The sequence below is a fragment of the Dactylosporangium sp. NBC_01737 genome (assembly GCF_035963215.1).
Lineage (GTDB): Bacteria > Actinomycetota > Actinomycetes > Mycobacteriales > Micromonosporaceae > Dactylosporangium.
In genome coordinates this window covers 255981-275716 of sequence record NZ_CP109153.1, presented here as the reverse complement: position 1 = coordinate 275716, position 19736 = coordinate 255981, and the positions used below count along the sequence as shown (strand labels likewise).

General features: G+C 72.1%; 19 protein-coding genes and 1 pseudogene. 12 read left to right on the top strand and 8 right to left on the bottom strand.

Going from position 1 to position 19736, the window contains the following annotated elements; translation table 11 throughout:
• Position 1: 1 nt before the first annotated feature.
• On the top strand, positions 2-1051 hold the full coding sequence (gene thrC / locus OHA72_RS01295) for a threonine synthase (protein ID WP_327006033.1): 1050 nt from the start codon (positions 2-4) through the stop codon (positions 1049-1051).
• Positions 1052-1826: 775 nt separating this feature from the next.
• Here the strand turns inward: thrC and OHA72_RS01290 are convergent.
• From OHA72_RS01290 to OHA72_RS01280, 3 genes are read right to left on the bottom strand one after another with little or no spacing between them, the layout of a single operon-like run.
• Positions 1827-2051, bottom strand: a complete 225-nt coding sequence (locus tag OHA72_RS01290) for a type II toxin-antitoxin system antitoxin (protein WP_327006032.1) — start codon at positions 2049-2051, stop codon at positions 1827-1829.
• Between the two features lie 11 nt (positions 2052-2062).
• The gene (locus OHA72_RS01285) at positions 2063-2914 is read right to left on the bottom strand and encodes an SPFH domain-containing protein (RefSeq protein ID WP_327006031.1); all 852 of its coding nucleotides are present in this window, start codon (positions 2912-2914) and stop codon (positions 2063-2065) included.
• 29 nt (positions 2915-2943) lie between these two features.
• The gene (locus OHA72_RS01280; RefSeq protein WP_327006030.1) at positions 2944-4137 is read right to left on the bottom strand and encodes an MFS transporter; all 1194 of its coding nucleotides are present in this window, start codon (positions 4135-4137) and stop codon (positions 2944-2946) included.
• A gap of 47 nt (positions 4138-4184) precedes the next feature.
• On the opposite strand from OHA72_RS01280, the gene thrB reads away from it, so the two are divergent.
• Positions 4185-5126, top strand: a complete 942-nt coding sequence (thrB, locus tag OHA72_RS01275) for a homoserine kinase (RefSeq protein WP_327006029.1) — start codon at positions 4185-4187, stop codon at positions 5124-5126.
• Between the two features lie 407 nt (positions 5127-5533).
• A pseudogene (gene rho, locus OHA72_RS01270) lies at positions 5534-7581 on the top strand (transcription termination factor Rho).
• Positions 7582-7630: 49 nt separating this feature from the next.
• Here rho and OHA72_RS01265 read toward each other — a convergent pair.
• Together OHA72_RS01265 and OHA72_RS01260 are read right to left on the bottom strand one after the other, a co-directional pair.
• The gene (locus tag OHA72_RS01265; RefSeq protein ID WP_327006028.1) at positions 7631-8527 is read right to left on the bottom strand and encodes a phosphatase domain-containing protein; all 897 of its coding nucleotides are present in this window, start codon (positions 8525-8527) and stop codon (positions 7631-7633) included.
• Complete coding sequence (locus OHA72_RS01260; RefSeq protein WP_327006027.1) at positions 8527-9585, bottom strand: RNA ligase; 1059 nt, start codon at positions 9583-9585, stop codon at positions 8527-8529. Before OHA72_RS01260 ends, OHA72_RS01265 begins: the two co-directional genes overlap by 1 nt.
• Positions 9586-10075: 490 nt before the next feature.
• Here OHA72_RS01260 and rpmE point away from each other — a divergent pair, with 490 nt between their 5' ends.
• From rpmE to OHA72_RS01245, 3 genes are all read left to right on the top strand, one after another.
• Positions 10076-10309: a 50S ribosomal protein L31 gene (gene rpmE, locus OHA72_RS01255; RefSeq protein WP_327006026.1), complete on the top strand. Its 234-nt coding sequence runs from the start codon at positions 10076-10078 to the stop codon at positions 10307-10309.
• A gap of 96 nt (positions 10310-10405) precedes the next feature.
• Entirely contained in the window at positions 10406-11512 is a 1107-nt protein-coding gene (gene prfA / locus OHA72_RS01250) for a peptide chain release factor 1 (protein ID WP_327006025.1), read from the top strand.
• A 90-nt stretch (positions 11513-11602) separates the two neighbouring features.
• Positions 11603-11848: a hypothetical protein gene (locus OHA72_RS01245; protein WP_327006024.1), complete on the top strand. Its 246-nt coding sequence runs from the start codon at positions 11603-11605 to the stop codon at positions 11846-11848.
• A gap of 120 nt (positions 11849-11968) precedes the next feature.
• Here the strand turns inward: OHA72_RS01245 and OHA72_RS01240 are convergent, their stop codons facing one another.
• On the bottom strand, positions 11969-13507 hold the full coding sequence (locus tag OHA72_RS01240) for a GGDEF domain-containing protein (RefSeq protein WP_327006023.1): 1539 nt from the start codon (positions 13505-13507) through the stop codon (positions 11969-11971).
• A gap of 85 nt (positions 13508-13592) precedes the next feature.
• Between OHA72_RS01240 and prmC the strand changes: the two genes are divergently transcribed.
• The 3 genes from prmC to OHA72_RS01225 are packed head-to-tail and all read left to right on the top strand — an operon-like array spanning position 13593 to position 15636.
• Positions 13593-14420: a peptide chain release factor N(5)-glutamine methyltransferase gene (gene prmC, locus OHA72_RS01235; RefSeq protein WP_327006022.1), complete on the top strand. Its 828-nt coding sequence runs from the start codon at positions 13593-13595 to the stop codon at positions 14418-14420.
• A gap of 7 nt (positions 14421-14427) precedes the next feature.
• Positions 14428-15063: an L-threonylcarbamoyladenylate synthase gene (locus OHA72_RS01230; protein ID WP_327011959.1), complete on the top strand. Its 636-nt coding sequence runs from the start codon at positions 14428-14430 to the stop codon at positions 15061-15063.
• 3 nt (positions 15064-15066) lie between these two features.
• Positions 15067-15636 (top strand): arsenate reductase/protein-tyrosine-phosphatase family protein, encoded by a 570-nt coding sequence (locus OHA72_RS01225; protein ID WP_327006021.1) that lies wholly within the window; start codon positions 15067-15069, stop codon positions 15634-15636.
• Here OHA72_RS01225 and OHA72_RS01220 read toward each other — a convergent pair.
• Positions 15626-17110 carry an SDR family oxidoreductase gene (locus OHA72_RS01220; RefSeq protein ID WP_327006020.1) on the bottom strand — a complete coding sequence of 495 codons (1485 nt, stop codon included), beginning with the start codon at positions 17108-17110 and terminating at the stop codon, positions 15626-15628. The two genes, OHA72_RS01225 and OHA72_RS01220, sit on opposite strands and share 11 nt — an antisense overlap.
• Before the next feature lie 43 nt (positions 17111-17153).
• On the opposite strand from OHA72_RS01220, the gene glyA reads away from it, so the two are divergent.
• A complete protein-coding gene (gene glyA / locus OHA72_RS01215) occupies positions 17154-18404 on the top strand; it encodes a serine hydroxymethyltransferase (RefSeq protein ID WP_327006019.1) in 1251 nt (416 codons plus the stop codon).
• Positions 18401-18799 (top strand): Cg1360 family ATP-synthase-associated protein, encoded by a 399-nt coding sequence (locus tag OHA72_RS01210; protein WP_327006018.1) that lies wholly within the window; start codon positions 18401-18403, stop codon positions 18797-18799. The genes glyA and OHA72_RS01210 overlap by 4 nt, the downstream gene beginning before the upstream one ends.
• On the opposite strand, the gene OHA72_RS01205 is transcribed toward OHA72_RS01210, so the two are convergent.
• On the bottom strand, positions 18796-19266 hold the full coding sequence (locus tag OHA72_RS01205) for a hypothetical protein (protein ID WP_327006017.1): 471 nt from the start codon (positions 19264-19266) through the stop codon (positions 18796-18798). The genes OHA72_RS01210 and OHA72_RS01205 overlap by 4 nt on opposite strands.
• 229 nt (positions 19267-19495) lie before the next feature.
• Between OHA72_RS01205 and OHA72_RS01200 the strand changes: the two genes are divergently transcribed.
• On the top strand, positions 19496-19711 hold the full coding sequence (locus OHA72_RS01200; RefSeq protein WP_327006016.1) for an AtpZ/AtpI family protein: 216 nt from the start codon (positions 19496-19498) through the stop codon (positions 19709-19711).
• The last annotated feature ends 25 nt before the right edge of the window (positions 19712-19736 follow it).

Sequence of the window (19736 nt, the reverse complement as noted above, 5' to 3'; positions counted from 1 at the left end):
CATGTGGCGTGGATTGATCGAAGAGTTCCGTGACCGGTTACCGGTCGGACCGCAGACCCCGGTCGTGACCCTGCACGAGGGCAATACGCCCCTGCTGCCGGCGCCGGAGCTGTCCGCCCGCACCGGCTGCGACGTGTGGCTCAAGGTCGAGGGCGCCAACCCGACCGGCTCCTTCAAGGACCGCGGCATGACCGTCGCGGTCTCCAAGGCGGTCGAGGAGGGCGCGAAGGCGATCATCTGCGCCTCCACCGGCAACACGTCGGCCTCTGCCGCCGCGTACGCCGCCCGCGCCGGCATCACCTGCGCCGTCCTCGTGCCCACCGGCAAGATCGCCCTCGGCAAGCTCGCCCAGGCCCTCGTGCACGGCGCCCGACTCCTGCAGGTCTCCGGCAACTTCGACGACTGCCTCGCGCTCGCCTCGAAACTTTCACTCGACTTCCCGGTCTCCCTCGTCAACTCGGTCAATCCCGACCGCCTCGAGGGCCAGAAGACCGCCGCCTTCGAGATCGTCGCCGGCCTCGGCGACGCCCCGCACATCCACTGCCTCCCGGTCGGCAACGCCGGCAACATCAGCGCCTACTGGATGGGCTACAAGGAAGACGCCGCTGCCGGCAACGCCACCCGCCGCCCGCGCATGTTCGGCTTCCAGGCCTCCGGCGCCGCGCCCATCGTCAACGGCGCCGTCGTCCGCGAGCCCTCGACGATCGCCACCGCGATCCGCATCGGCAACCCCGCCTCCTGGACCAAGGCCGTCGACGCCCGTGACGAGTCCGGCGGCGTCATCCAGGCCGTGACCGACCGCGACATCCTGCAGGCGTACCGGTTGCTCGCCCGCTCCGTCGGCGTCTTCGTCGAGCTGGGCAGCGCCGCCTCCGTCGCGGGCCTGCTGCAGGCCAGTGGCCAAGGGCTCATCGAGCAGGGGCAGACCGTCGTGTGCACCGTGACCGGGCACGGGCTGAAGGACCCCGAGTGGGCGATCTCGACCGCGCCGGCGCCGACGACGATCCCGGCTGATGCGCTCGCCGCTGCCAAGGCTCTTGATCTGGCCTGATCCGGGCTCGGGTCCGCGGTGGTCCGGACCGTCGCTCCCGCCAGACACCGGGCCGGGGCCCAGCTTCGCTGGCCCTGGCCCTGCCGGGTCCGTCGGTAGTCACCCTGCGACACGGCCTGCGGTCGTGACGCTCTTCACCGATGCGCTGGCTACCTTGCGGTGGCTCTTCGCGTGCGGTGTTTGTTCTGCCCGTAATAGAAAATCCAGCACGGCTGCGGCCGTTTGTGGTTCCGCGCAGCCTGCGGCGGCGCGACAGGTAGCGCGGTTACCGTCCGTGCCGTGGTTGCGGTGATGCCAAGCCAGGTCCGCGCTCACATGATCCAGCGCCGTCGGGCGCGTCATTCGGTGCTACAACACCGTCGCTGGTCGGAAAGCGAAGAACGTCGATCACTGGACCGGGTAGTACCAGCGCTCGGACGGCGATCTTCCGTTCTGGCCCATGATCGAAGGACGGCCCTGGCTGTCGGGGCGGCCACGCGCATCCTTCGATCAATTGCGGAAGATCATCTACCCGACTCTGTGGCGAGCGTGCGGCGGGCCGGCGTGCGACGCCCGGCCGGGTGGTCGTCCGGGCGGCCGGACCGCGACTTCGATCACGACGGCGGTGGTGCGAGACGACCTGAGCACCACGCTGCAAGTGAGCACCGCCTGCCGTAGCGGCCGGACCGCGGGTACCCGGTGGATCGCTGTTCCCAAGGCGACAGCGATCCACCGGGTTGCCGCGATCCACCGGGTGGTGGAGAAGGCCGCCGCTCCCGGACGCCATCGGCTGTGGTCATGGGAGCGGAAGTGGCTCTTCGTCGTCCGGGTCCGGGTCGGGCTCGTCCGGAGGTAGGCCGGCGGGGGACGCGCGGGCGGTGCGGCCGGCCTGGCGCAGGGCGAGTCGCAGGGCGAACTCGATCTGCGCGTTGACGCTGCGCAGGTCGTCGGAGGCCCAGCGGGCCACCGCGTCATAGACCTGCGGGTCGAGGCGCAGGAGCAGCTTCTTGCGTTCGGCCACGGCCACGGACCTCAGCTGTACAGCGAGCCGGTGTTCACGACCGGCTGGACGTTGCGGTCGCCGCAGAGCACGACGAGCAGGTTCGCCACCATCTGGGCCTTGCGCTCCTCATCGAGCTCGACGACCTCCAGCTCGCGCAGGCGGTCCAGGGCGCTCTGCACCATACCGACGGCCCCCTCGACGATTTTGAAGCGGGCGCCGACGATGGCGCTGGCCTGCTGGCGGGCGAGCATGGCCTGGGCGATCTCCGGCGCGTACGCGAGGTGGGTGACCCGCGACTCGAGGACCTCGACGCCGGCGAGGACGGCGCGCTCGCCGAGCTCCGTGGTGAGCTCCTCGCTGACCAGGCTGCCCTCGCGGAGGCTGGTACGGCCGTCGTCGTGCGACTCGTACGGGTAGCTCGTCGCCAGGTGCCGGACGGCGGCCTCGGCCTGGACGGCGACGTATGAGATGTGGTCGTCGACGCCGAAGGACGCCTTGAACGTGTCGACGACGCGCCAGACGACGACGGCGGCGATCTCGACGGGGTTGCCGTCGGCGTCGGAGACCTTGAGGCGGGCCGTCTCGAAGTTACGTACGCGCAGCGAGACGCGCCGCTTCGAGCTGAACGGGACCGTCCAGTGGAACCCGGCGGTCTGGATGGTGCCGATGTAGCGGCCGAAGAACTGCACCACCCGCGACTCGTTCGGGTTGACGACGGTGAAGCCCGTCATGAGCAGGACGGCGGCGGTGACCGTCACCGCGACCAGCACGCCGGCGGTGTCCTCGGGCTGGCCGGCGACGAACGCGACGACCGCGCCGATCAGAGCCAGCAGGATGAGCAGGATCAGGAACCCAGGTGCGCGGAACGCTCGTCTCTCCATGACATCCCCAAGCTATCGAAGTGATATCACTACGATACCGCAGGGCGCTGGCGTGTGGTGACCGCCGCCCAGCCGATCGCGTAGACGAGCGTCACAGCGCCGCAGGCGGCGATCAGCACGCGCGGGTCGACGCGGTCGACGAACGCGCCGACGATCAGCTGTGACACCCCGACCGACAGCAGGGCGAACAGGATGTCGGTGGCGAAGACCCGGCCCCGCAGCTCGTCGGGGACCTCGGTCTGCAGCGCGAAGTTGGACATCATCCAGTTGCCGCCGGCGGCCAGGTGCGCCAGGACGACGCCGACGAGCACGAGCGGGAACCACGGGGCGGCGCTGACGGCCATGTACGTCAGGCCGTACACCGACATCGACACCGCCAGGCCGGGCAGCAGCCACGCCGGGTGGGACAGCACCCGGCGCAGCACGAACGGGCCGATCAGCGCGCCCAGCCCGCGCGCCGCGAAGAGCAGGCCCACGCCCAGCGGGCCGACCCCGTACGCCGCGGCCAGCAGCGGAAACGTGGTCAGCACGCCGTTGCCCAGCCCGACGGCGGCCTTCACCGTCACCAGCGAGGCGACCCGCGGATGTCTGCGGATGTACCGCACGGCCTCGCCGATCTCGGGCTTGGAGGCCCGGGCGGCCTGCAACGGGCGGCGGACCCCGGCCACGAGGGCGGCGGAGAGGAAGCACAGCGCGCTGGAGGCGGCGAAGCACCAGTACGGACCGAACAGTGCCGATGCGATGCCACCCAGGGACGCCCCGACGACCAGCATCGTGCCCCACGCCGAGCCGGACAGCGCGTTGGCGGCCGGCAGGTCCTCGGCGTCGACCACGTTCGGCAGGGCGGCGGAGGCGGCGGGCACGAAGAACGCCTTCGCCACGGCGATGACCGCGATCGCGGCCACCGCGAGCCACGCCGTCGCCGCGGTCCGCACCAGCAGCAGCGCCAGGGTGGCGACGGCCATCGCGACCTCGGCGATGATCAGGATGCGGCGCCGGTCGAAGCGGTCGGCGATCACTCCCGCGTACGGCTGCAGCAGCGCGATGACGCCGACGTCGGCGGCGAGGATCAGCGCGCCCCAGGCCCCGGAGCCGGTCAGCTGCAGCAGGAGCGAGAGCAGCGGGATCTGCACGAACCAGTCGGCGCCGAGCCCGATCAGGTCGGCGGAGAACAGGCGGCGGAAGTCGCGGTTGCGGACCAGGATCGACAGTGTGGGCGGCACCGGCCCACCTTAGGCCGGGGTCCGGACGCCGTGATCTCATTAACGGCATGGCTCTGCTGTCCACCCCGGTCACCGTCCGCGTGCCCGCGACGAGCGCGAACCTCGGACCCGGCTTCGACGCGCTCGGCCTGGCGCTGTCGCTGCACGACGAGGTCGAGGCCCGCGTCGCCGGCCACGGGGTGACCGTCGAGGTGACCGGTGAGGGCGCCGGCGACCTGCCCGGCGACGCGACCCACCTGGTCGTGCGGGCCATGCGGCGGGTGTTCGACGAGCTGGGGGAGCGGCCCGCCGGGCTGGCCCTGCGCTGCCGCAACCGCATCCCGCAGGCCCGCGGCATGGGCTCCTCGTCCGCCGCGATCGTGGCCGGGGTGACCCTGGCCCGCGCCCTCGTCACCGACGGCGCCGAGCGGCTCGACGAGCGGGGGCTGCTCCGCATCGCCGCCGAGCTCGAAGGCCACCCGGACAACGTGGCGCCGTGCCTGCTCGGCGGGATGACCATCGCCTGGACCGAGGACGAGGGTGCGGCCGCGGTACGGGTGGATCCCGCCGCCACGATCCGCCCGTTCGTCTTCGTGCCGCAGGAGCGCGGGCTGACCGAGGTGGCCCGGGCCGCCCTGCCGTCGGCCGTGCCGCACGCCGACGCCGCGCTCAACGCCGGCCGGGCCGCGCTGCTCGTCCATGCGGTCACCGTCGATCCGTCGCACCTGTTCGCGGCGACCGAGGACCGGCTGCACCAGGGGTATCGGGCCGCTTCCATGCCGGGCAGCGCCGCGCTCGTCGCGTCGCTGCGGGCGGACGGCGTCGCGGCCGTCATCTCCGGTGCGGGGCCGAGCGTCCTGGCGCTGGCGACCGGCGGCTGGGCGCCCTCGCCGGTGCCGGGTTGGCGTGTATTACCGCTCGATGTCGATCTGGTGGGTGCCCTCGTCGGTGTTGACCTGGTGTGGGGTACGCTGGAACACGCCGATCGGGACCCTGTTGCCGCTGGCTAGGCGAGTTGATTACTCTCTAGTCCTACAGCAGCCGCTCCGTGCGGCGATCTCATGCGGGGCGGCGTGCTCCGATTCCCGTGGCACCCCTTGCGCACGCCCGGCCGCCAACCCGCGTCTCCTGTGGTCGCGCGCGCACGGCTGGGCCAGGCCGCAGATGGTGGCGCCCGGCTCACCGCACAGCGCTGCAACACCTTCCGCTCCGCTCTTTCGTAGCGAGGCGGGAGCCCCCGGGCCGCCCGGCCACCGTGTCTCGTCTCCGGGCATCCCGGCCTAACGAGGGAAGGAATCCATTGAGCGACACCACCGACGTCACGTCGGATGTCTCGAGCGACCGCGCCGCGGTCGAGGCCGACGGCGCCGAGGCCGGGGCGACGCGTCGGCGCCGCTCTGGCGCGGGGTTGTCCGGCATGCTGCTGCCTGAGCTGCAGAGCCTGGCCGCGTCGATGGGCATCCCGGTCGCCGCGCGGATGCGCAAGGGTGACCTGGTGACAGCGATCCAGGAGCGTCAGGCCGGCGAGTCGCGCCCGGCCGCCGCTGCCCCCGCCGCCACCGCACCGGCGCGGACCACCGCGGCTCGTGCCGAGGCGCCGGAGCAGGAGTGGCCGTCCGCCACGCAGGGTGCCGCCGAGGCACCGGTCACCCGTTCCCCTCGCCGGGCCACCCGGGCCGCCGGGCCGCCGGAGCCGCGTGCGGCCGCCACTGCCGCCCCCGCCGCCGAGGCCCACGCCACCGAGCAGGCCCCCGCCGCGGTGGAGAAGGCCGCCGAGCCGGCGGTCGAGAAGACCGAGCGGCCGGCTCGCGCCAGCCGCGCCGAGCGGGCTGCCACCGCCGAGCGGGCGGAGCGCACCGAGCGGACCACCGAGCGGGCCGAGCGTCCGAGCGGGCCGAGCGCACCGAACGCGCCGAGCGGACCACCGAGCGGGCCGAGCGTCCGGAGCGGGCCGAGCGGGCGGAGCGCACCGAACGCGCCGAGCGGACCACCGAGCGGGCCGAGCGCACCGAGCGGGCCGAACGCCCGGAGCGGGCCGAGCGCGGCGAGCGCACGGAGCGCAACGACCGGGCCGAGCGCACCGGCGAGCGGACCGCGGAGCGCACCGACCGCAACAGCGGCGGCGACCGCGGTGACCGCGCCGGCGGCGACCGTAACCAGCGCGGCAGCTTCAACCAGGCCGAGGACGACGGCGACGACGACGGCACCGGCCGCCGCGGACGCCGCAGCCGGTTCCGGGACCGCCGCCGGGGCCGTGACCGCGACGGCGTCGAGCCGCAGCCCACCGGCGCCGCCGGTGCCCGTGGCGGCAACGAGCCGCAGGTCAGCGACGACGACGTGCTCGTGCCGGTGGCCGGCATCCTCGACGTGCTCGACAACTACGCGTTCGTGCGGACCACCGGCTACCTGTCCGGCTCCAACGATGTGTATGTCGCGATGTCGCAGGTCAAGCGCTATGGGCTGCGTCGCGGCGACGCCGTGACCGGTGCCGTGCGCCAGCCCCGCGACGGTGAGCAGCGCCGCGACAAGTACAACCCGCTCGTGCGCCTGGACACGGTCAACGGCATGGACCCGGAGGAGGCCAAGCGCCGCCCCGAGTTCTACAAGCTGACCCCGCTCTACCCGCAGGACCGCCTGCGGCTGGAGACCGAGCCGCACATCCTCACCACCCGCGTCATCGACCTCGTCATGCCGATCGGCAAGGGTCAGCGGGCGCTCATCGTGTCGCCGCCGAAGGCCGGCAAGACGATGGTGCTGCAGTCGATCGCCAACGCGATCACCCGCAACAACCCGGAGTGCCACCTCATGGTGGTCCTGGTCGACGAGCGGCCCGAAGAGGTCACCGACATGCAGCGGTCGGTCAAGGGTGAGGTGATCGCCTCGACCTTCGACCGCCCGCCGACGGACCACGCCACGGTCGCCGAGCTGTCGATCGAGCGGGCCAAGCGGCTCGTCGAGCTGGGCCACGACGTGGTCGTCCTGCTCGACTCGATCACCCGGCTCGGCCGCGCGTACAACAACGCGTCGCCGGCGAGCGGCCGCATCCTGTCCGGTGGTATCGACTCGACGGCGCTGTACCCGCCGAAGCGGTTCCTCGGCGCGGCCCGCAACATCGAGAACGGCGGCTCGCTGACGATCATCGCCACGGCGCTGGTCGAGACCGGCTCCACCGGTGACACGGTCATCTTCGAGGAGTTCAAGGGCACCGGCAACGCCGAGCTCAAGCTCGACCGGAAGATCGCCGACCGGCGCATCTTCCCGGCGATCGACATCGACCCGTCCGGCACCCGCAAGGAAGAGATCCTGCTGGCGCCCGACGAGCTCGCGATCGTCATCAAGCTGCGCAAGGTGCTGCACGCCCTGGACTCGCAGGAGGCGCTCAACCTGCTGCTGGACCGGCTGAAGAAGACCCGGACCAACGTCGAGTTCCTCATGCAGATCGCCCAGACCACACCGGGCGAGTAAGCATCACGGAAAAGGGCCCCCTTCGGCTGAAGGGGGCCCTTTCACATGCTCAGAAGTTGCCCTCCGCCACCTGGAAGACGGTCAGGCCCAGGGCCCGCCACATCCGCACCACCTGCTGCCGGTCGTCGAAGACGCCGACCACGTGGTACCGGCTGCGGATCTCCTTGTCGAAGATCTCCTGCTTCACGATGCTGTCGCGGCGCTGGTCGCCGGTGGCGCGCATGAACAGCGCGGTGTACGGCACGCCCACGTGCTCCTCCAGCCACGCCGCCGTGTCCTCGCGGCAGTCGTCGGTGCGGCCGGAGCAGAACACGATCTCGTGCCCGGCGGCGTGCATCGCGCGTACCGCGGCGATCACCGGAACGTTCGGCAGGTCGAAGCGGACCCGGGTCACGTCATACGGGCTCCGGTCGTCGATCAGCGCGACCGTGCCGTCGATGTCGACGAGCACGACCCGTGGCGCGTCCGGCGGCGGCTCGTACACGACGCCCGCCGTGTCGAGCACCGGCAGCGGCAACGGCAGGGCGCGGCCCGCCAGGTACCGCTGATGCATCGACCGGATCGCCTCCTCGCCGACCTGGCCGTTGCCCTCGCGCAGGGCGTCGCGGCGGACGCACTCCTCGACCGGCACGTCGGTGAAGTCGCGCACCGTGAACGCCGCGCCGTGCTTCGCGGCCAGCTCGGCCAGCTCCCGCACGACCCGGCCCCGCAGGTTCGTGTCGTCGCAGACCACGTCGGCGCCGCCGAGCAGCAGCGCGTCGATCGCGGCGTGGTGCGCCTGCGTGACCTCCTTCTCGGCCCGGCCGCGCCGCGCGTCGTCGGCGACCCGGCCGCCGTGCATCATCAGGCGCAGGTCGTCGCGGTTGACCCGCACCAGCCGCTGCTCCTTGGCCCAGGTGGTCTTGCCCGAGGCGGGCAGCCCCCGGGTGATGGTCAGCGACGCCATCAGCTCTCCTCCGTCACCTTGGGCCGGACCCGCTGCCACAGCAGACCCCGGTAGTCCTTGTCGTCGAGGCGCAGGAACAGGCAGCTCCGCGCCGGGTGCTTCGAGACGGCGATCGCGAACTCCTTGCGGCCCCAGCCGTCCGGCAGGGTCGCGAGGGTCGCCTCGTACGCCGCCTCGACCTCGGCGGCGAGCGCCGCGGCCTCCTCGCGCAGCCCGTCGGCGATCTTCGTCGCCCACACGTGGAACTCGTCCGGCAGCGGCTCCAGCAGCGCGTCGAGGGTGCCGTCGCCGGCCGCCTCCCACACGACCCGGGCGTTGAGGCCGGTCACGATCCGGTGCAGCCGCACGTACTCCGCATACTTGATCTTCAGCCGGGTGTCCGGGACGGTGAAGTGCACGACCATGCCCTCGCGGTTGTCCCGCGGCGCCGCCGCGAGCGCGTCGGCGAGCGTGGAGTGCTCGAACGTGTCGACGACCGGACCGGGCCAGCCGGGCACCGCGTCCGGGCCGTGGCTGCGACCCGTGGCGATGTCGACCGCGCCGAGGAGCACCAGGTCGTCGAGGTCGCCGTAGTCGAGCACGATCCGGTTCGACGGGTAGATGATCTCCACCAGCACCGTGAGCCCCTCGGGCGGCGTGAACCGCGCGGCGTACCGGTCGCGGAACACCGCCGTCGCGTGCCGCGCCTGTTCCGAGTCGAACGAGCCGCGGGTCGCGAACGCCCAGCCGTCCGGCGTCGGGAACATGATGCCCAGCGAGCCGTCGGCCTTGTCGGTGACGCGCACCGGCCCGTCGAAGTCCAGCTCCGGCACGCCCGGCTGGCCGTGGTTGAAGAACTTCGTGAACGGCCGCGCGAGGACCATGCCCGTCTCGGCGTGCACGACGAGACCCCGGCACGCGAGCGTGGCCGCGTTCCAGACGTTCTCGTACTGCGCCTTCTCGGTGTAGTTGTGGATCAGCAGGGGCAGCGAGGGGTGGCGCTGCGTGCGCAGGTATCCGCCGCCGGCCATCTCGGCCAGCAGCGCCGGGTCACACAGTGCGTCGATGTGGAGGCTCATAGCACGGGCCAGCGTAGGTGAGCCGTGCTTGCGGAAGCGACGCTATAACGGGAGCAGGACGGTCACCGCCGTGCCGCCCGCCGCGCCGATCCGGTCCGCCACGCCGGGCAGCCCCGTGCCGCCGCCCGCGGGTCGGGCGAGCCCGGTCAGACCATGCCCGGCGCAGGGCCGCTCGTCGAGGGGCCGGCCACCCGGCGTCATTCATCCCGGACGCCTGCCTGCGGGCGGCGACGTCGGCGTACCCGATCGAGCGGTGGCTGCCGGCCAGGGGCGCCACCTGCACTTTCCGGCCTCATCCCCTTCGAATCCTGAGGACGTCAGCCATGCTTGCCGGAATCTCCTGCACGGGGAATGCCGGCTCCCGGTGCGGCGTTACAGACTCCGGTTGAGGTGCTGTGACCAGTTCATGGCAGACTTGACCGACGGCCACACAGGTTCCGGTTCACGCCTCACGGCGACCCGGCGACCACTTGACGAAAGGACCGCGGCCATGAAGCCGGACATCCACCCGCAGTATGCGACCACCGAGGTCACCTGTTCCTGCGGTAACGCGTTCACCACCCGCAGCACCGCCAAGGGCGGCACGATCCACGTGGAGACGTGCTCCGTCTGCCACCCGTTCTACACGGGCAAGCAGCGTGTGCTCGACACCGCCGGCCGGGTCGCGAAGTTCCAGCAGAAGTACGCGAAGGCTGCGGCGAAGAAGGCCGAAACCGCCAAGTAGCTGCACGACCGGCGCCCGCACCATCCCGCTCGACGGGGTTCGGTGCGGGCGCCGACTTCGTCCTTGGCCGTTTTTCTTTCTTTGGGGCGCGAGACAATGAGCACCGACACCTCCTCCGGACAGCGCCTGCGGGCCCTGCTCACCGAATACCAGGAGCTCGAGCAGAAGCTCGCCGACCCGAGCATCCACGCGGACCAGAATCTCGCCCGCAAGACCGGCCGGCGCTTCGCCGAGCTGTCGCCGATCGCGAAGACCTCGGGCGAGCTCGAGGCGGCCCGCGAGGACCTCACGGCGGCGCGCGAGCTGGCCGCGGAGGACCCGGCGTTCGCGGGTGAGGCCGACGAGCTCGAGGCGCGGATCCCGCACATCGAGGAGCGCCTCGCCGAGCTGCTCGCCCCCCGCGACCCCAACGACGCCAAGGACGTGATCCTCGAGGTCAAGGCCGGCGAGGGTGGCGAGGAGTCGGCGCTGTTCGCCGGTGACCTGCTGCGGATGTACATGCGGTACGCCGAACGCCACGGCTGGCAGACCGAGATGCTCGACTCGCAGGAGTCCGACCTCGGCGGCTTCAAGGACGTCGCCGTGTCGATCAAGACCCGGGGCATCCCCGAGGCCGGCAACGGCGTCTGGTCCCGGCTCAAGTGGGAGGGCGGCGTCCACCGCGTCCAGCGGGTCCCGGCGACGGAGTCGCAGGGCCGCATCCACACCAGCGCGGCGGGTGTACTGGTGACGCCGGAGATCGAGGAGGCCGGCGAGATCGAGGTCGACGCCGGGGACCTGCGCATCGACGTGTTCCGCTCGTCCGGGCCCGGCGGCCAGAGCGTCAACACCACGGACTCGGCGGTCCGGATCACGCACCTGCCGACCGGCATCGTCGTGTCCTGCCAGAACGAGCGCTCCCAGCTGCAGAACAAGGACCGCGCGATGCGGATGCTCAAGGTCAAGCTGGCCGCCCTCGCGGAGGAGCAGGCGGCCGCCGCGGCCGGCGACGCCCGCCGCTCGCAGGTGCGCACCGTCGACCGCTCCGAGCGCATCCGGACCTACAACTACCCGCAGAACCGGATCTCCGACCACCGGATCGGTTACACGGCGTACAACCTGGATTTGGCGATGGCCGGTGACCTGGACAGCGTCCTGGACGCCCTGGCCGACGCCGACCGCAAGGCCCGGCTCGCGGGTGACGACCAGCTCAGCCGAGGGTGACGCGGGTCTAACGCAGACGTCACATAGCGGAAACGATGCACCGGCACGCTTGCGTCAGGTAGCGTTTCGACCCGAACGAGCTTACCGATCGTGATCATCGCTGCCGACCCGATCTTCCGGAGGGACGCCATGCCATCGTCGCCCGTCGACCTGTCCTCGGCTCCGCGCGTTGTGGTCGGGACCGCCGCCGACCTGATCTACAAGGTCGGCCTGTCGATGCTGGGCGCTGATCGCGTCCCGACCGCGAAGGCGAACGCGTGGGCGGCGGTCTGCGCCGATCAGGAGCGCGCCCGTATCCGCGAGGAGAACGCGCGGATCCTGCACGCCGTGCGCTGACCGCAGCGACAGACGGACCTGCCCGATCGGATGACAGACGTGGTCGTGACGGCGACCGGGTCTGTCATCCGTGAAAGCGCACATGAAACCGTGAGGCGCTCACGAAAACCGTGAAAGCGCTCAGGAAGCGGCGCGGGGCCGAGGGGTCTTCGCCCGCAGCATCGCGTGGTCGGCGGCCTCGAACGCCTCGGCGACCGACTCGAAGTCCTCACCCGACAGCCCGGCCCAGCCGATCGTCACCCCCACCGGCGTGCCGGGGACCAGGGCGTGCCAGTCCTCCGCGGCGACGGCCGCCACGATGCGGCGCTGGATCTCGCGGGCCTCGCCCGGCGACGTGGTGGGCAGCACCACGACGAACTCGTCGCCGCCGTAGCGCGCCACGAAGTCGCCCTTGCGCATGACGCGGTTGAGCACGCCCGCGACCCGCTGCAGGACCAGGTCGCCGGAGAGGTGGCCGTGGCGGGTGTTGACCTGCTTGAAGCCGTCCAGGTCGCAGACGCCAAGGGCGGCGTGGCCGCCGGCGGTGAACAGCTTGGTGACGTGCTCCTCCAGGTAGCGCCGGTTGGGCAGCCCGGTGAGCGGGTCGGTCTGGGCCTCGCCACGGTGGAAGTCGACCCGCCGGACCAGGTCCTCGTGGTCCAGGAGCGCGGCGACCCCCTCGACGAAGAGGTCGCGGAGCCGGTCGGGCTGGATGTTGGCGACGCGGAAGGCGTTGCGGTCGGCGTGGTACGCAGAGCGGTAGTCACCGGTGCCCAGGTGGGCGAGGGCCCGCAGGCGGTGCTGCTCGGCGGGGCCGAGGGAGTCGTCGCTGACGTGGGCGGTCTCCAGGCGGGCGACGGCCTCGATCGGGCGGCGCTCGGCGATGGCCTTGCACACCGCGCCGAGCGTGCGCAGGTCCCGCGCGCGGGTGGACATGCCGGCGGACTCCAGCAGCGGCCACGGGTCGACGTCGGTGACCAGGCCCTGGATGCCGAGGGTGCCCAGGCGCAGGACCGCGTAGCCGAGCGCGCCGCGGGCGATCGGGCGCAGCTTGTCCAGGTCGTTGTCCTTGTGCTTGCGCTCCAGGTCGTAGACGACGTCGCGGAGGATGCGCTGGCAGCCCTCGCTGTCGCCGCGGTGGTCGAGCTCCACGGCGTGCAGGAGGCGGATCTGCGGGGTGGCGAAGTCGGTGTTGGCGGTCTCGACGCCGACCTCGGCGGCGACCTCGCGGGCCTTCTCCATCGCGGCGTTCGCGTGCTCATGGAAGCCGGTGTACGAATATGCCATCGCCAGGTTGTGCCAGCCCCAGGCGGTGGTCTCGTCGGTGAGCTCGACGGCGCCGAGTGCGCGCGAGCCATGCACGAGGGCACGGACGCAGCGGTCGAGGGAGCCGGCGCGCAGCGCGACGATCGCGGCGAGGGCCTGCAGCTCGCCGTATTGCGCGGGGTCCTGGACCTGCCGCGCGGCGGCGAGCCCGGTGTCCAGCGCCGCGGGATACTCGTCGCCGCGGCCCTGGTTGATCAGTGCGATGAGCCGTAACGTGAGCGCCTCGACGCGGTCGTGCGGCGACTGGTCACCGGCGAGGACGCGGTCGATGACCGTCATCGCCTCGCCGAGCTGGTCGTCGAAGATCATCCGTCGGGCGCGGGACAGCTCCGACGTGCGGTCGGCCACCGCCATCGGATCCTCCTTTCGCGCGCCCCATGATTATGGGGTGCACAGCACCGAAGATGACATGCCCGGAGGGCAGTTGCCCACGCTTTCGATGGTGATCACGGCCGCCACCCGCGTTCTCGCAGGCGCCGGGGTCGCCTCGCCGAGGGTTGACGCGGAGCTGCTCGCCGCGCACGTGCTCGGGGTGTCCAGGTCCCGGCTGCTCACCGCGGCGGCGCCGGACGCGGCGCAACGCGCGGAGCTCGACCGTCTCGTCGCCGCCAGAAGGACGCGGATCCCGCTGCAGCACCTGACCGGGACGGCGCCGTTCTACGGGTACGAGCTCGAGGTCGGTCCCGGGGTCTTCGTCCCACGTTTTGAGACGGAGCTGCTCGTCGAGTGGGCGCGGCACCACGTACCCGAGCGGAGCACGCGAATCGTGGACCTCTGCGGGGGGTCGGGCGCGATCGCGATCGCCGTCGCGACGCCGCGGTCCGAGGTGTACTGCGTGGAGCGCAACCCCGCCGCGCTGCGCTGGCTGCGGCGCAACGTGGAGCGGCTGGCGCCGGACGTCCGGGTGGTCGACGGCGACGTGACCGATCCGGCCACGCTGCGCGACCTCGACGGGACCGTGGACCTGGTGCTGAGCAACCCGCCCTACGTCCCGGAGGGCGCGCCGGTCGACGTCGAGGTGGCGGTGCACGATCCGCACGACGCCGTGTTCGCCGGCGCGGACGGCCTCGCGCTGATGCCGGGCCTCGTGGCGCGGGCCGCGGACCTGCTGCGACCCGGCGGATGGCTGGGGATCGAGCACGACGACAGCCAGGGCGAGTCACTGCCGGAGCTGATCCGGGCGACCGGCCGTTTCGGCGAGGTGACCGACCACCGGGATCTGGCCGGGCGCCCGCGCTTCGTCACCGCCAGGCGAATGGCAGACTAGCCGCGTGATGCTCTACGACTGCAGCCAGCTTGCCGAGCGCGATCGCGGGATCGCCGCCGCGATCGAGGCGGTGGGCCGCGGCGACCTGGTCGTCCTGCCGACCGACACGGTCTACGGCATCGGCGCCGACGCCTTCAAGTCCTGGTCGGTCACCGCGCTCAACAACGCCAAGGGCAGCTCCGCGCCCGTGCCGGTGCTCGTCGGGTCGCGGCACACCCTCGACGGGCTGGTCTTCGGGCTGCCGCAGGCGGCGCGTGACCTGGTCGACGCGTTCTGGCCGGGCGCGCTGACGATCGTCGTGGAGCACGCGCCGAGCCTGCAATGGGACCTCGGTGGCGGCGACGGCACGGTCGCGGTGCGCATGCCGCTGCACCCGATCGCCCTGGAGGTGCTGCGCGAGACCGGCCCGATGGCGGTGTCCTCGGCCAACAAGCAGGGCCAGCCGGCGGCGGAGACCGCGGCCGAGGCGCGCGACCAGCTGGGCTATTCGGTGAGCGTCTACCTGGAGGGTGGTCCGTGCCCCGAGCCGGTCGCCAGCACGATCATCTCGGTGACCAACAGCGAGCACCGGGTGCTGCGGGCCGGCGCGATCCCGATCGAGAAGCTGCGCGAGGTCGTGCCCAGCCTGATCGGCCTGGACTAGCCGGTGGCGCCGTTCAGCGTCCTGTGCGTCTGCATGGGCAACATCTGCCGCTCGCCGATGGCGGAGCGGCTGCTCGTCGCCGACCTCGCCGCCCTGGGTGCGGCCCCTGACCTGGTCTACGTCCACGGCGCGGGCACCGGCGGCTGGCACGCGGGGGACGCGATGGACCCGCAGGCGGCCCGGCAGGTCCTCGCCCGCGGCGGCGACACGGCGGGCTTCCGCGCCCGCAAACTCCTGGCCGAGCACGTCGATGCCTCGGATCTGGTGCTGACCGCGACGGCCGAACAGGTCGACTTCGTGGTGTCTCTGCGACCGGACGCGGCACCCCGGACGTTCGTGTGGGGGCAGTTCGCCCGGCTGCTGCCGGGCGCGGCCGCGGACCTGCCCGCGGGAGGCGACGTGTACGACAGGGGCGTGGCGCTCGTCGACCTGGTGGACAAGGCGCGCGACGAGGTGCTCGACGACGACGACCTCGCCGACCCGTGGGGGCGCCCCGACGCCTTCTTCGGGGTCGTCGCCGACCAGATCCAGGCACTGACGCGCCCCCTGGCCGCGGCGCTGCTCAGCCGCTGACCTGCGCCGGCGCCGACGACGGCTGCTTCTCGGCGGAGCGGGCGATGTTGCGCGCCATGCCGCCGAAGATGAACGCGTGGAAGGGCGCGACGGCCAGCCAGTACAGGTGCCCGGCCAGGCCGCGGGGCAGGAAGACGGCGCGCTGGCCGTACACCGTGCGGCCGCGCTCGTCCCGCGCGACCCGCATCTCCAGCCACGCCCGCCCCGGCAGCTTCATCTCCGCGCGCAGCCGCAGCAGCTCGCCGGGCACGATCTCCTCGACCCGCCAGAAGTCCAGGGCCTCGCCGACGTGGAGGCGCTCGGGGTCGCGGCGGCCGCGGCGCAGCCCGACCCCGCCGACGAGGCGGTCCAGCCAGCCACGGACGGACCACGCCAACGGGAACGAGTGCCAGCCGTTCTGCCCGCCGATGGCCTCGATGACCCGCCACAGCCGCTCCGGTGCGGTGCCGACGTGGCGGGTGCGCTCGTCGCGGTACGCCGTGCCGCCGGACCACGACGGATCCGACGGCAGCGGGTCGCTGGGCGCACCGTGCAGCGCAGCGTTGGCCCAGCGGGTCTCCACGTCCGCGTCGCGGATCTTGCGCAGGGCGAGCCGGACCGCGAGGTCGAAGCCGGTGAGCCCGTCGTGCGGGTCGGGCACGAACCCGGCGATGTCGTGCTCCCGGCAGACCGCCTCGTGGATGAGGCTGCCGACGAGCGGCCGGGCGATCCGGTTGGGCACCGGGGTCACCAGGCCCACCCAGTGTGAGGACAGCCACGGCGTCAGCACCCGCACCGGCAGCAGGATCCGGCGGGGCAGGCCCGCGACCCTCGCGTAGCGGCGCATCATGTCGGCGTACGTGAGCACGTCGGGCCCGCCGATGTCGAAGGCGCGGTTGAGCTGCACCGGGAAGACGGTGGCCGCCGAGACCAGGTACCGCAGGACGTCGCGGATCGCGATCGGCTGGATCCTGTTGCGCACCCAGCTGGGGGTGACCATGACGGGCAGCCGCTCGGTGAGGTACCGCAGCATCTCGAACGACGCGGAGCCGGAGCCGATGATGACGGCGGCGCGCAGCACCACGGTCGGCACGCCGCTGCGCAGGAAGATGTCGGCGACCTCGCCCCGGGAGCGTAGGTGCGCCGAGGCGCGCTGGTCGGGCACCGGTCCGCCCAGGTACACGATGCGCCGCACGCCGGCGTCGAGGGCGGCGACGGCCAGGTTGAGCGCGCTGAGCCGGTCGACGTCCTCGAAGGACGCCTGCCCGAGCGCGTGGACCAGGTAGTAGACGACATCGACGTCTCGCACGGCCTCGGCCAGGCCATCGTCGCGGGCGACGTCGCCGGCGGCGATCTCGACCCGGCCGGCCCACGGCACGTCGCGCAGCCGCCGTGGATCACGCGTGAGGCAGCGCACCTCGTGCCCCGCGGCGAGGAGACGGGGCACCAGCCGCCCGCCGACATATCCGGTCGCGCCGGTCACGAGGCATCGCATGACTTCATGCTTACCCTGCGCTGATGCCCCCTAGACTCGTTTCATGGGCGACACCTACTGGGGGCCGGACTTCGACGCGCTCCGCGAGACGGACCCGCAGATCGCCGACGTCGTCCTCGACGAGCTGCACCGCCTGCGCGGCGGGCTGCAGCTCATCGCGAGCGAGAACTTCACGTCGCCCGCGGTGCTCGCCGCGCTGGGCTCGACGCTGACCAACAAGTACGCCGAGGGCTATCCGGGCCGCCGCTACTACGGCGGCTGCGCCGCGGTCGACCGGGCCGAGGAGCTCGCGATCGAGCGGGCCAAGGCGCTGTTCGGGGCCGAGCACGCCAACGTCCAGCCGCACAGCGGCGCGAGCGCCAACCTCGCCGCCTACGCCGCGCTGCTCATGCCCGGCGACACGGTCCTGGCGATGGAGCTGCCGCACGGCGGCCACCTGACCCACGGCAGCAAGGTCAACTTCTCCGGGAAGTGGTTCAACACCGTCGGGTACCCGGTCCGCCGCGACGACGAGCTGATCGACTACGACGAGGTGCGCGACCTCGCCCTCACCCACCGCCCGGCGATGATCATCTGTGGTGCCACCGCGTATCCGCGGCTGATCGACTTCGCCCGGTTCCGCGCGATCGCCGACGAGGTGGGCGCCTACCTCATGGTCGACGCGGCGCACTTCATCGGGCTGGTCGCCGGCAAGGCGATCCCGTCGCCGGTCGCGCACGCCGACGTGGTCAGCTGCACCACGCACAAGGTGCTGCGCGGTCCGCGGGGCGGCATGCTGCTGTGCCGGGAGACCCTCGCGCAGCGCATCGACAAGGCGGTCTTCCCGTTCACGCAGGGCGGCCCGCTGATGCACGCGATCGCGGCGAAGGCGGTGGCGCTGCACGAGGCCGCCCAGCCGGCGTTCGCCGACTACGCCGGCCAGGTCGTGCGCAACGCGCGGGCCCTCGCCGCCGGCCTGGAGGCGCAGGGGATGCGGCCGGTCTCCGGCGGCACCGACACCCACCTGGCCCTCATCGACCTGCGCGAGCTGCGCATCACCGGCCGCGACGCCGAGGAGCGCTGCGACGCCGCCGGGATCACGCTGAACAAGAACGCCATCCCGTATGACCCGGAGAAGCCGATGACCGCCTCCGGGGTGCGGGTCGGCACGCCGTCGGTGACGACACAGGGGATGGGCGAGCCGGAGATGGCGCAGATCGCCGCGCTGATCGGCGCCGCGGTGCGCGGCGAGCCGGTCGGTGACCGGGTGACCGACCTGGTCGGGAGGTTCCCGGCGTATCCTGCTCCATTGTGAAGAAGCGACTGCAGCACCTGCCGACCGCGTTGATCGCGATGGGCATCCTGCTCGTGGTCGTCGCGCCGCTGGCCGGCTGGCGCGACGGCGCCATCGGCGTGTCCGGCGCCCTCGCCGGCATCGGGCTGGTCGCGCTGAGCTACACGCTGTCGAGCCTGATCATCGCCGTGACCGACCTGCGGGCCAGGCACCTGCTGCTGCCCGTTGCGATGAGCACCTACGTGCTGAAGTTCACGATCATCGGCGTGGTCATGTGGATCGTCGCGGGCGCCGACTGGGGCGGGCTGCCCTGGCTGGGCGCGGCGGTGATCGCCGCGACCCTGGTGTGGATCACCGCGCAGGCGGTCTGGGTCTGGCGCGCGAAGATCCCCTACGTCGAGATCGAGCCGTCCTAGCAGGGATTCTTCCGCTCGCCGCTGGTCTGCGACAGCGGGGAGCTGCGCTTGGCGTCGAACAGGGTCCCCTCGACCAGGGTGCGGAATGTGCCGGCCGCGCAGGCGGCGCTGACCCGCCGGGTCCTGGCCGCCGCGGACTCCTCGCGGGTCGTGGAGACGGAGTTGCTGACGAAGGTCTCCTTGGCCAGCGTGGTCCAGGTGCCGCCGTCGTTGCGCTGCAGGTGCACGGTGATGGTGAGCCCGTCGGGGCCGGGGGAGTCGCAGCGGAACTGCGCGGCCGCGACGATCCTGTTGTCCTTCTCCGCGGGCCGCTGCGGTGACACCGAACACACGACGCGGCCGCTGCCTCCCGAGCCGCCGGAGCCGCCGCCCGAGGTCGCCCGGGGCGTGTCGCCGGTCCCGGTCTTGGTGACCACGATGGCCGCCAGGATCAAGAAAAACGCGATGACGGTGTTGCGCAAGGTCATCACTCCCACACGCATTGTTATCCTGAGCCCTCAGCTAACCCTCTGGGGGTGACCGTGCGCAACATTCACTCACGCATCAGTCGTGTAGTTGACGTTTGCCAAGCGTTAGGCGTAGTAACGTTGACGGCCGTCGGTTGATGGCACCCGGCCCCGAGAGCAACCCCCGCGCGATGAGCACGCGGGGGTCGATGCACGGGTGCTCCCGGCAGGCTGATATGGTCACCGCGTCATGGCCGGTAACCAGACACCCAAGCAGTCCGGAGCGAGTGGCGCCAACGAAGGTTGGGCCGCCGTCGGATACCTCATCTCGGGCATTGCCGTGTGGGGCTTCGTCGGCTGGCTGATCGACGAGTGGCTCAACGCCGGAGGCATCATCACCGGAATCGGGTGTGTGCTCGGCGCCGCTGCTGGCATCTACCTGGTCGTCAAGCGCCTCGGCGCCTGACACCTGGTTGTATTGATAACGAGAG

Coding starts and splice junctions, on each gene's coding strand:
- OHA72_RS01240 (WP_327006023.1), bottom strand. CDS start 13,507: ATGGCGGTGGCCGACCGCACGTCGGAGCTGTCCCGCGCCCGACGGATG.
- OHA72_RS01260 (WP_327006027.1), bottom strand. CDS start 9,585: ATGAGCCTCCACATCGACGCACTGTGTGACCCGGCGCTGCTGGCCGAG.
- OHA72_RS01200 (WP_327006016.1), top strand. CDS start 19,496: ATGGCCGGTAACCAGACACCCAAGCAGTCCGGAGCGAGTGGCGCCAAC.
- glyA (WP_327006019.1), top strand. CDS start 17,154: ATGGGCGACACCTACTGGGGGCCGGACTTCGACGCGCTCCGCGAGACG.
- OHA72_RS01230 (WP_327011959.1), top strand. CDS start 14,428: ATGCTCTACGACTGCAGCCAGCTTGCCGAGCGCGATCGCGGGATCGCC.
- prfA (WP_327006025.1), top strand. CDS start 10,406: ATGAGCACCGACACCTCCTCCGGACAGCGCCTGCGGGCCCTGCTCACC.
- rpmE (WP_327006026.1), top strand. CDS start 10,076: ATGAAGCCGGACATCCACCCGCAGTATGCGACCACCGAGGTCACCTGT.
- OHA72_RS01220 (WP_327006020.1), bottom strand. CDS start 17,110: ATGCGATGCCTCGTGACCGGCGCGACCGGATATGTCGGCGGGCGGCTG.
- prmC (WP_327006022.1), top strand. CDS start 13,593: ATGGTGATCACGGCCGCCACCCGCGTTCTCGCAGGCGCCGGGGTCGCC.
- OHA72_RS01265 (WP_327006028.1), bottom strand. CDS start 8,527: ATGGCGTCGCTGACCATCACCCGGGGGCTGCCCGCCTCGGGCAAGACC.
- OHA72_RS01285 (WP_327006031.1), bottom strand. CDS start 2,914: ATGGAGAGACGAGCGTTCCGCGCACCTGGGTTCCTGATCCTGCTCATC.
- OHA72_RS01205 (WP_327006017.1), bottom strand. CDS start 19,266: ATGACCTTGCGCAACACCGTCATCGCGTTTTTCTTGATCCTGGCGGCC.
- thrC (WP_327006033.1), top strand. CDS start 2: ATGTGGCGTGGATTGATCGAAGAGTTCCGTGACCGGTTACCGGTCGGA.
- thrB (WP_327006029.1), top strand. CDS start 4,185: ATGGCTCTGCTGTCCACCCCGGTCACCGTCCGCGTGCCCGCGACGAGC.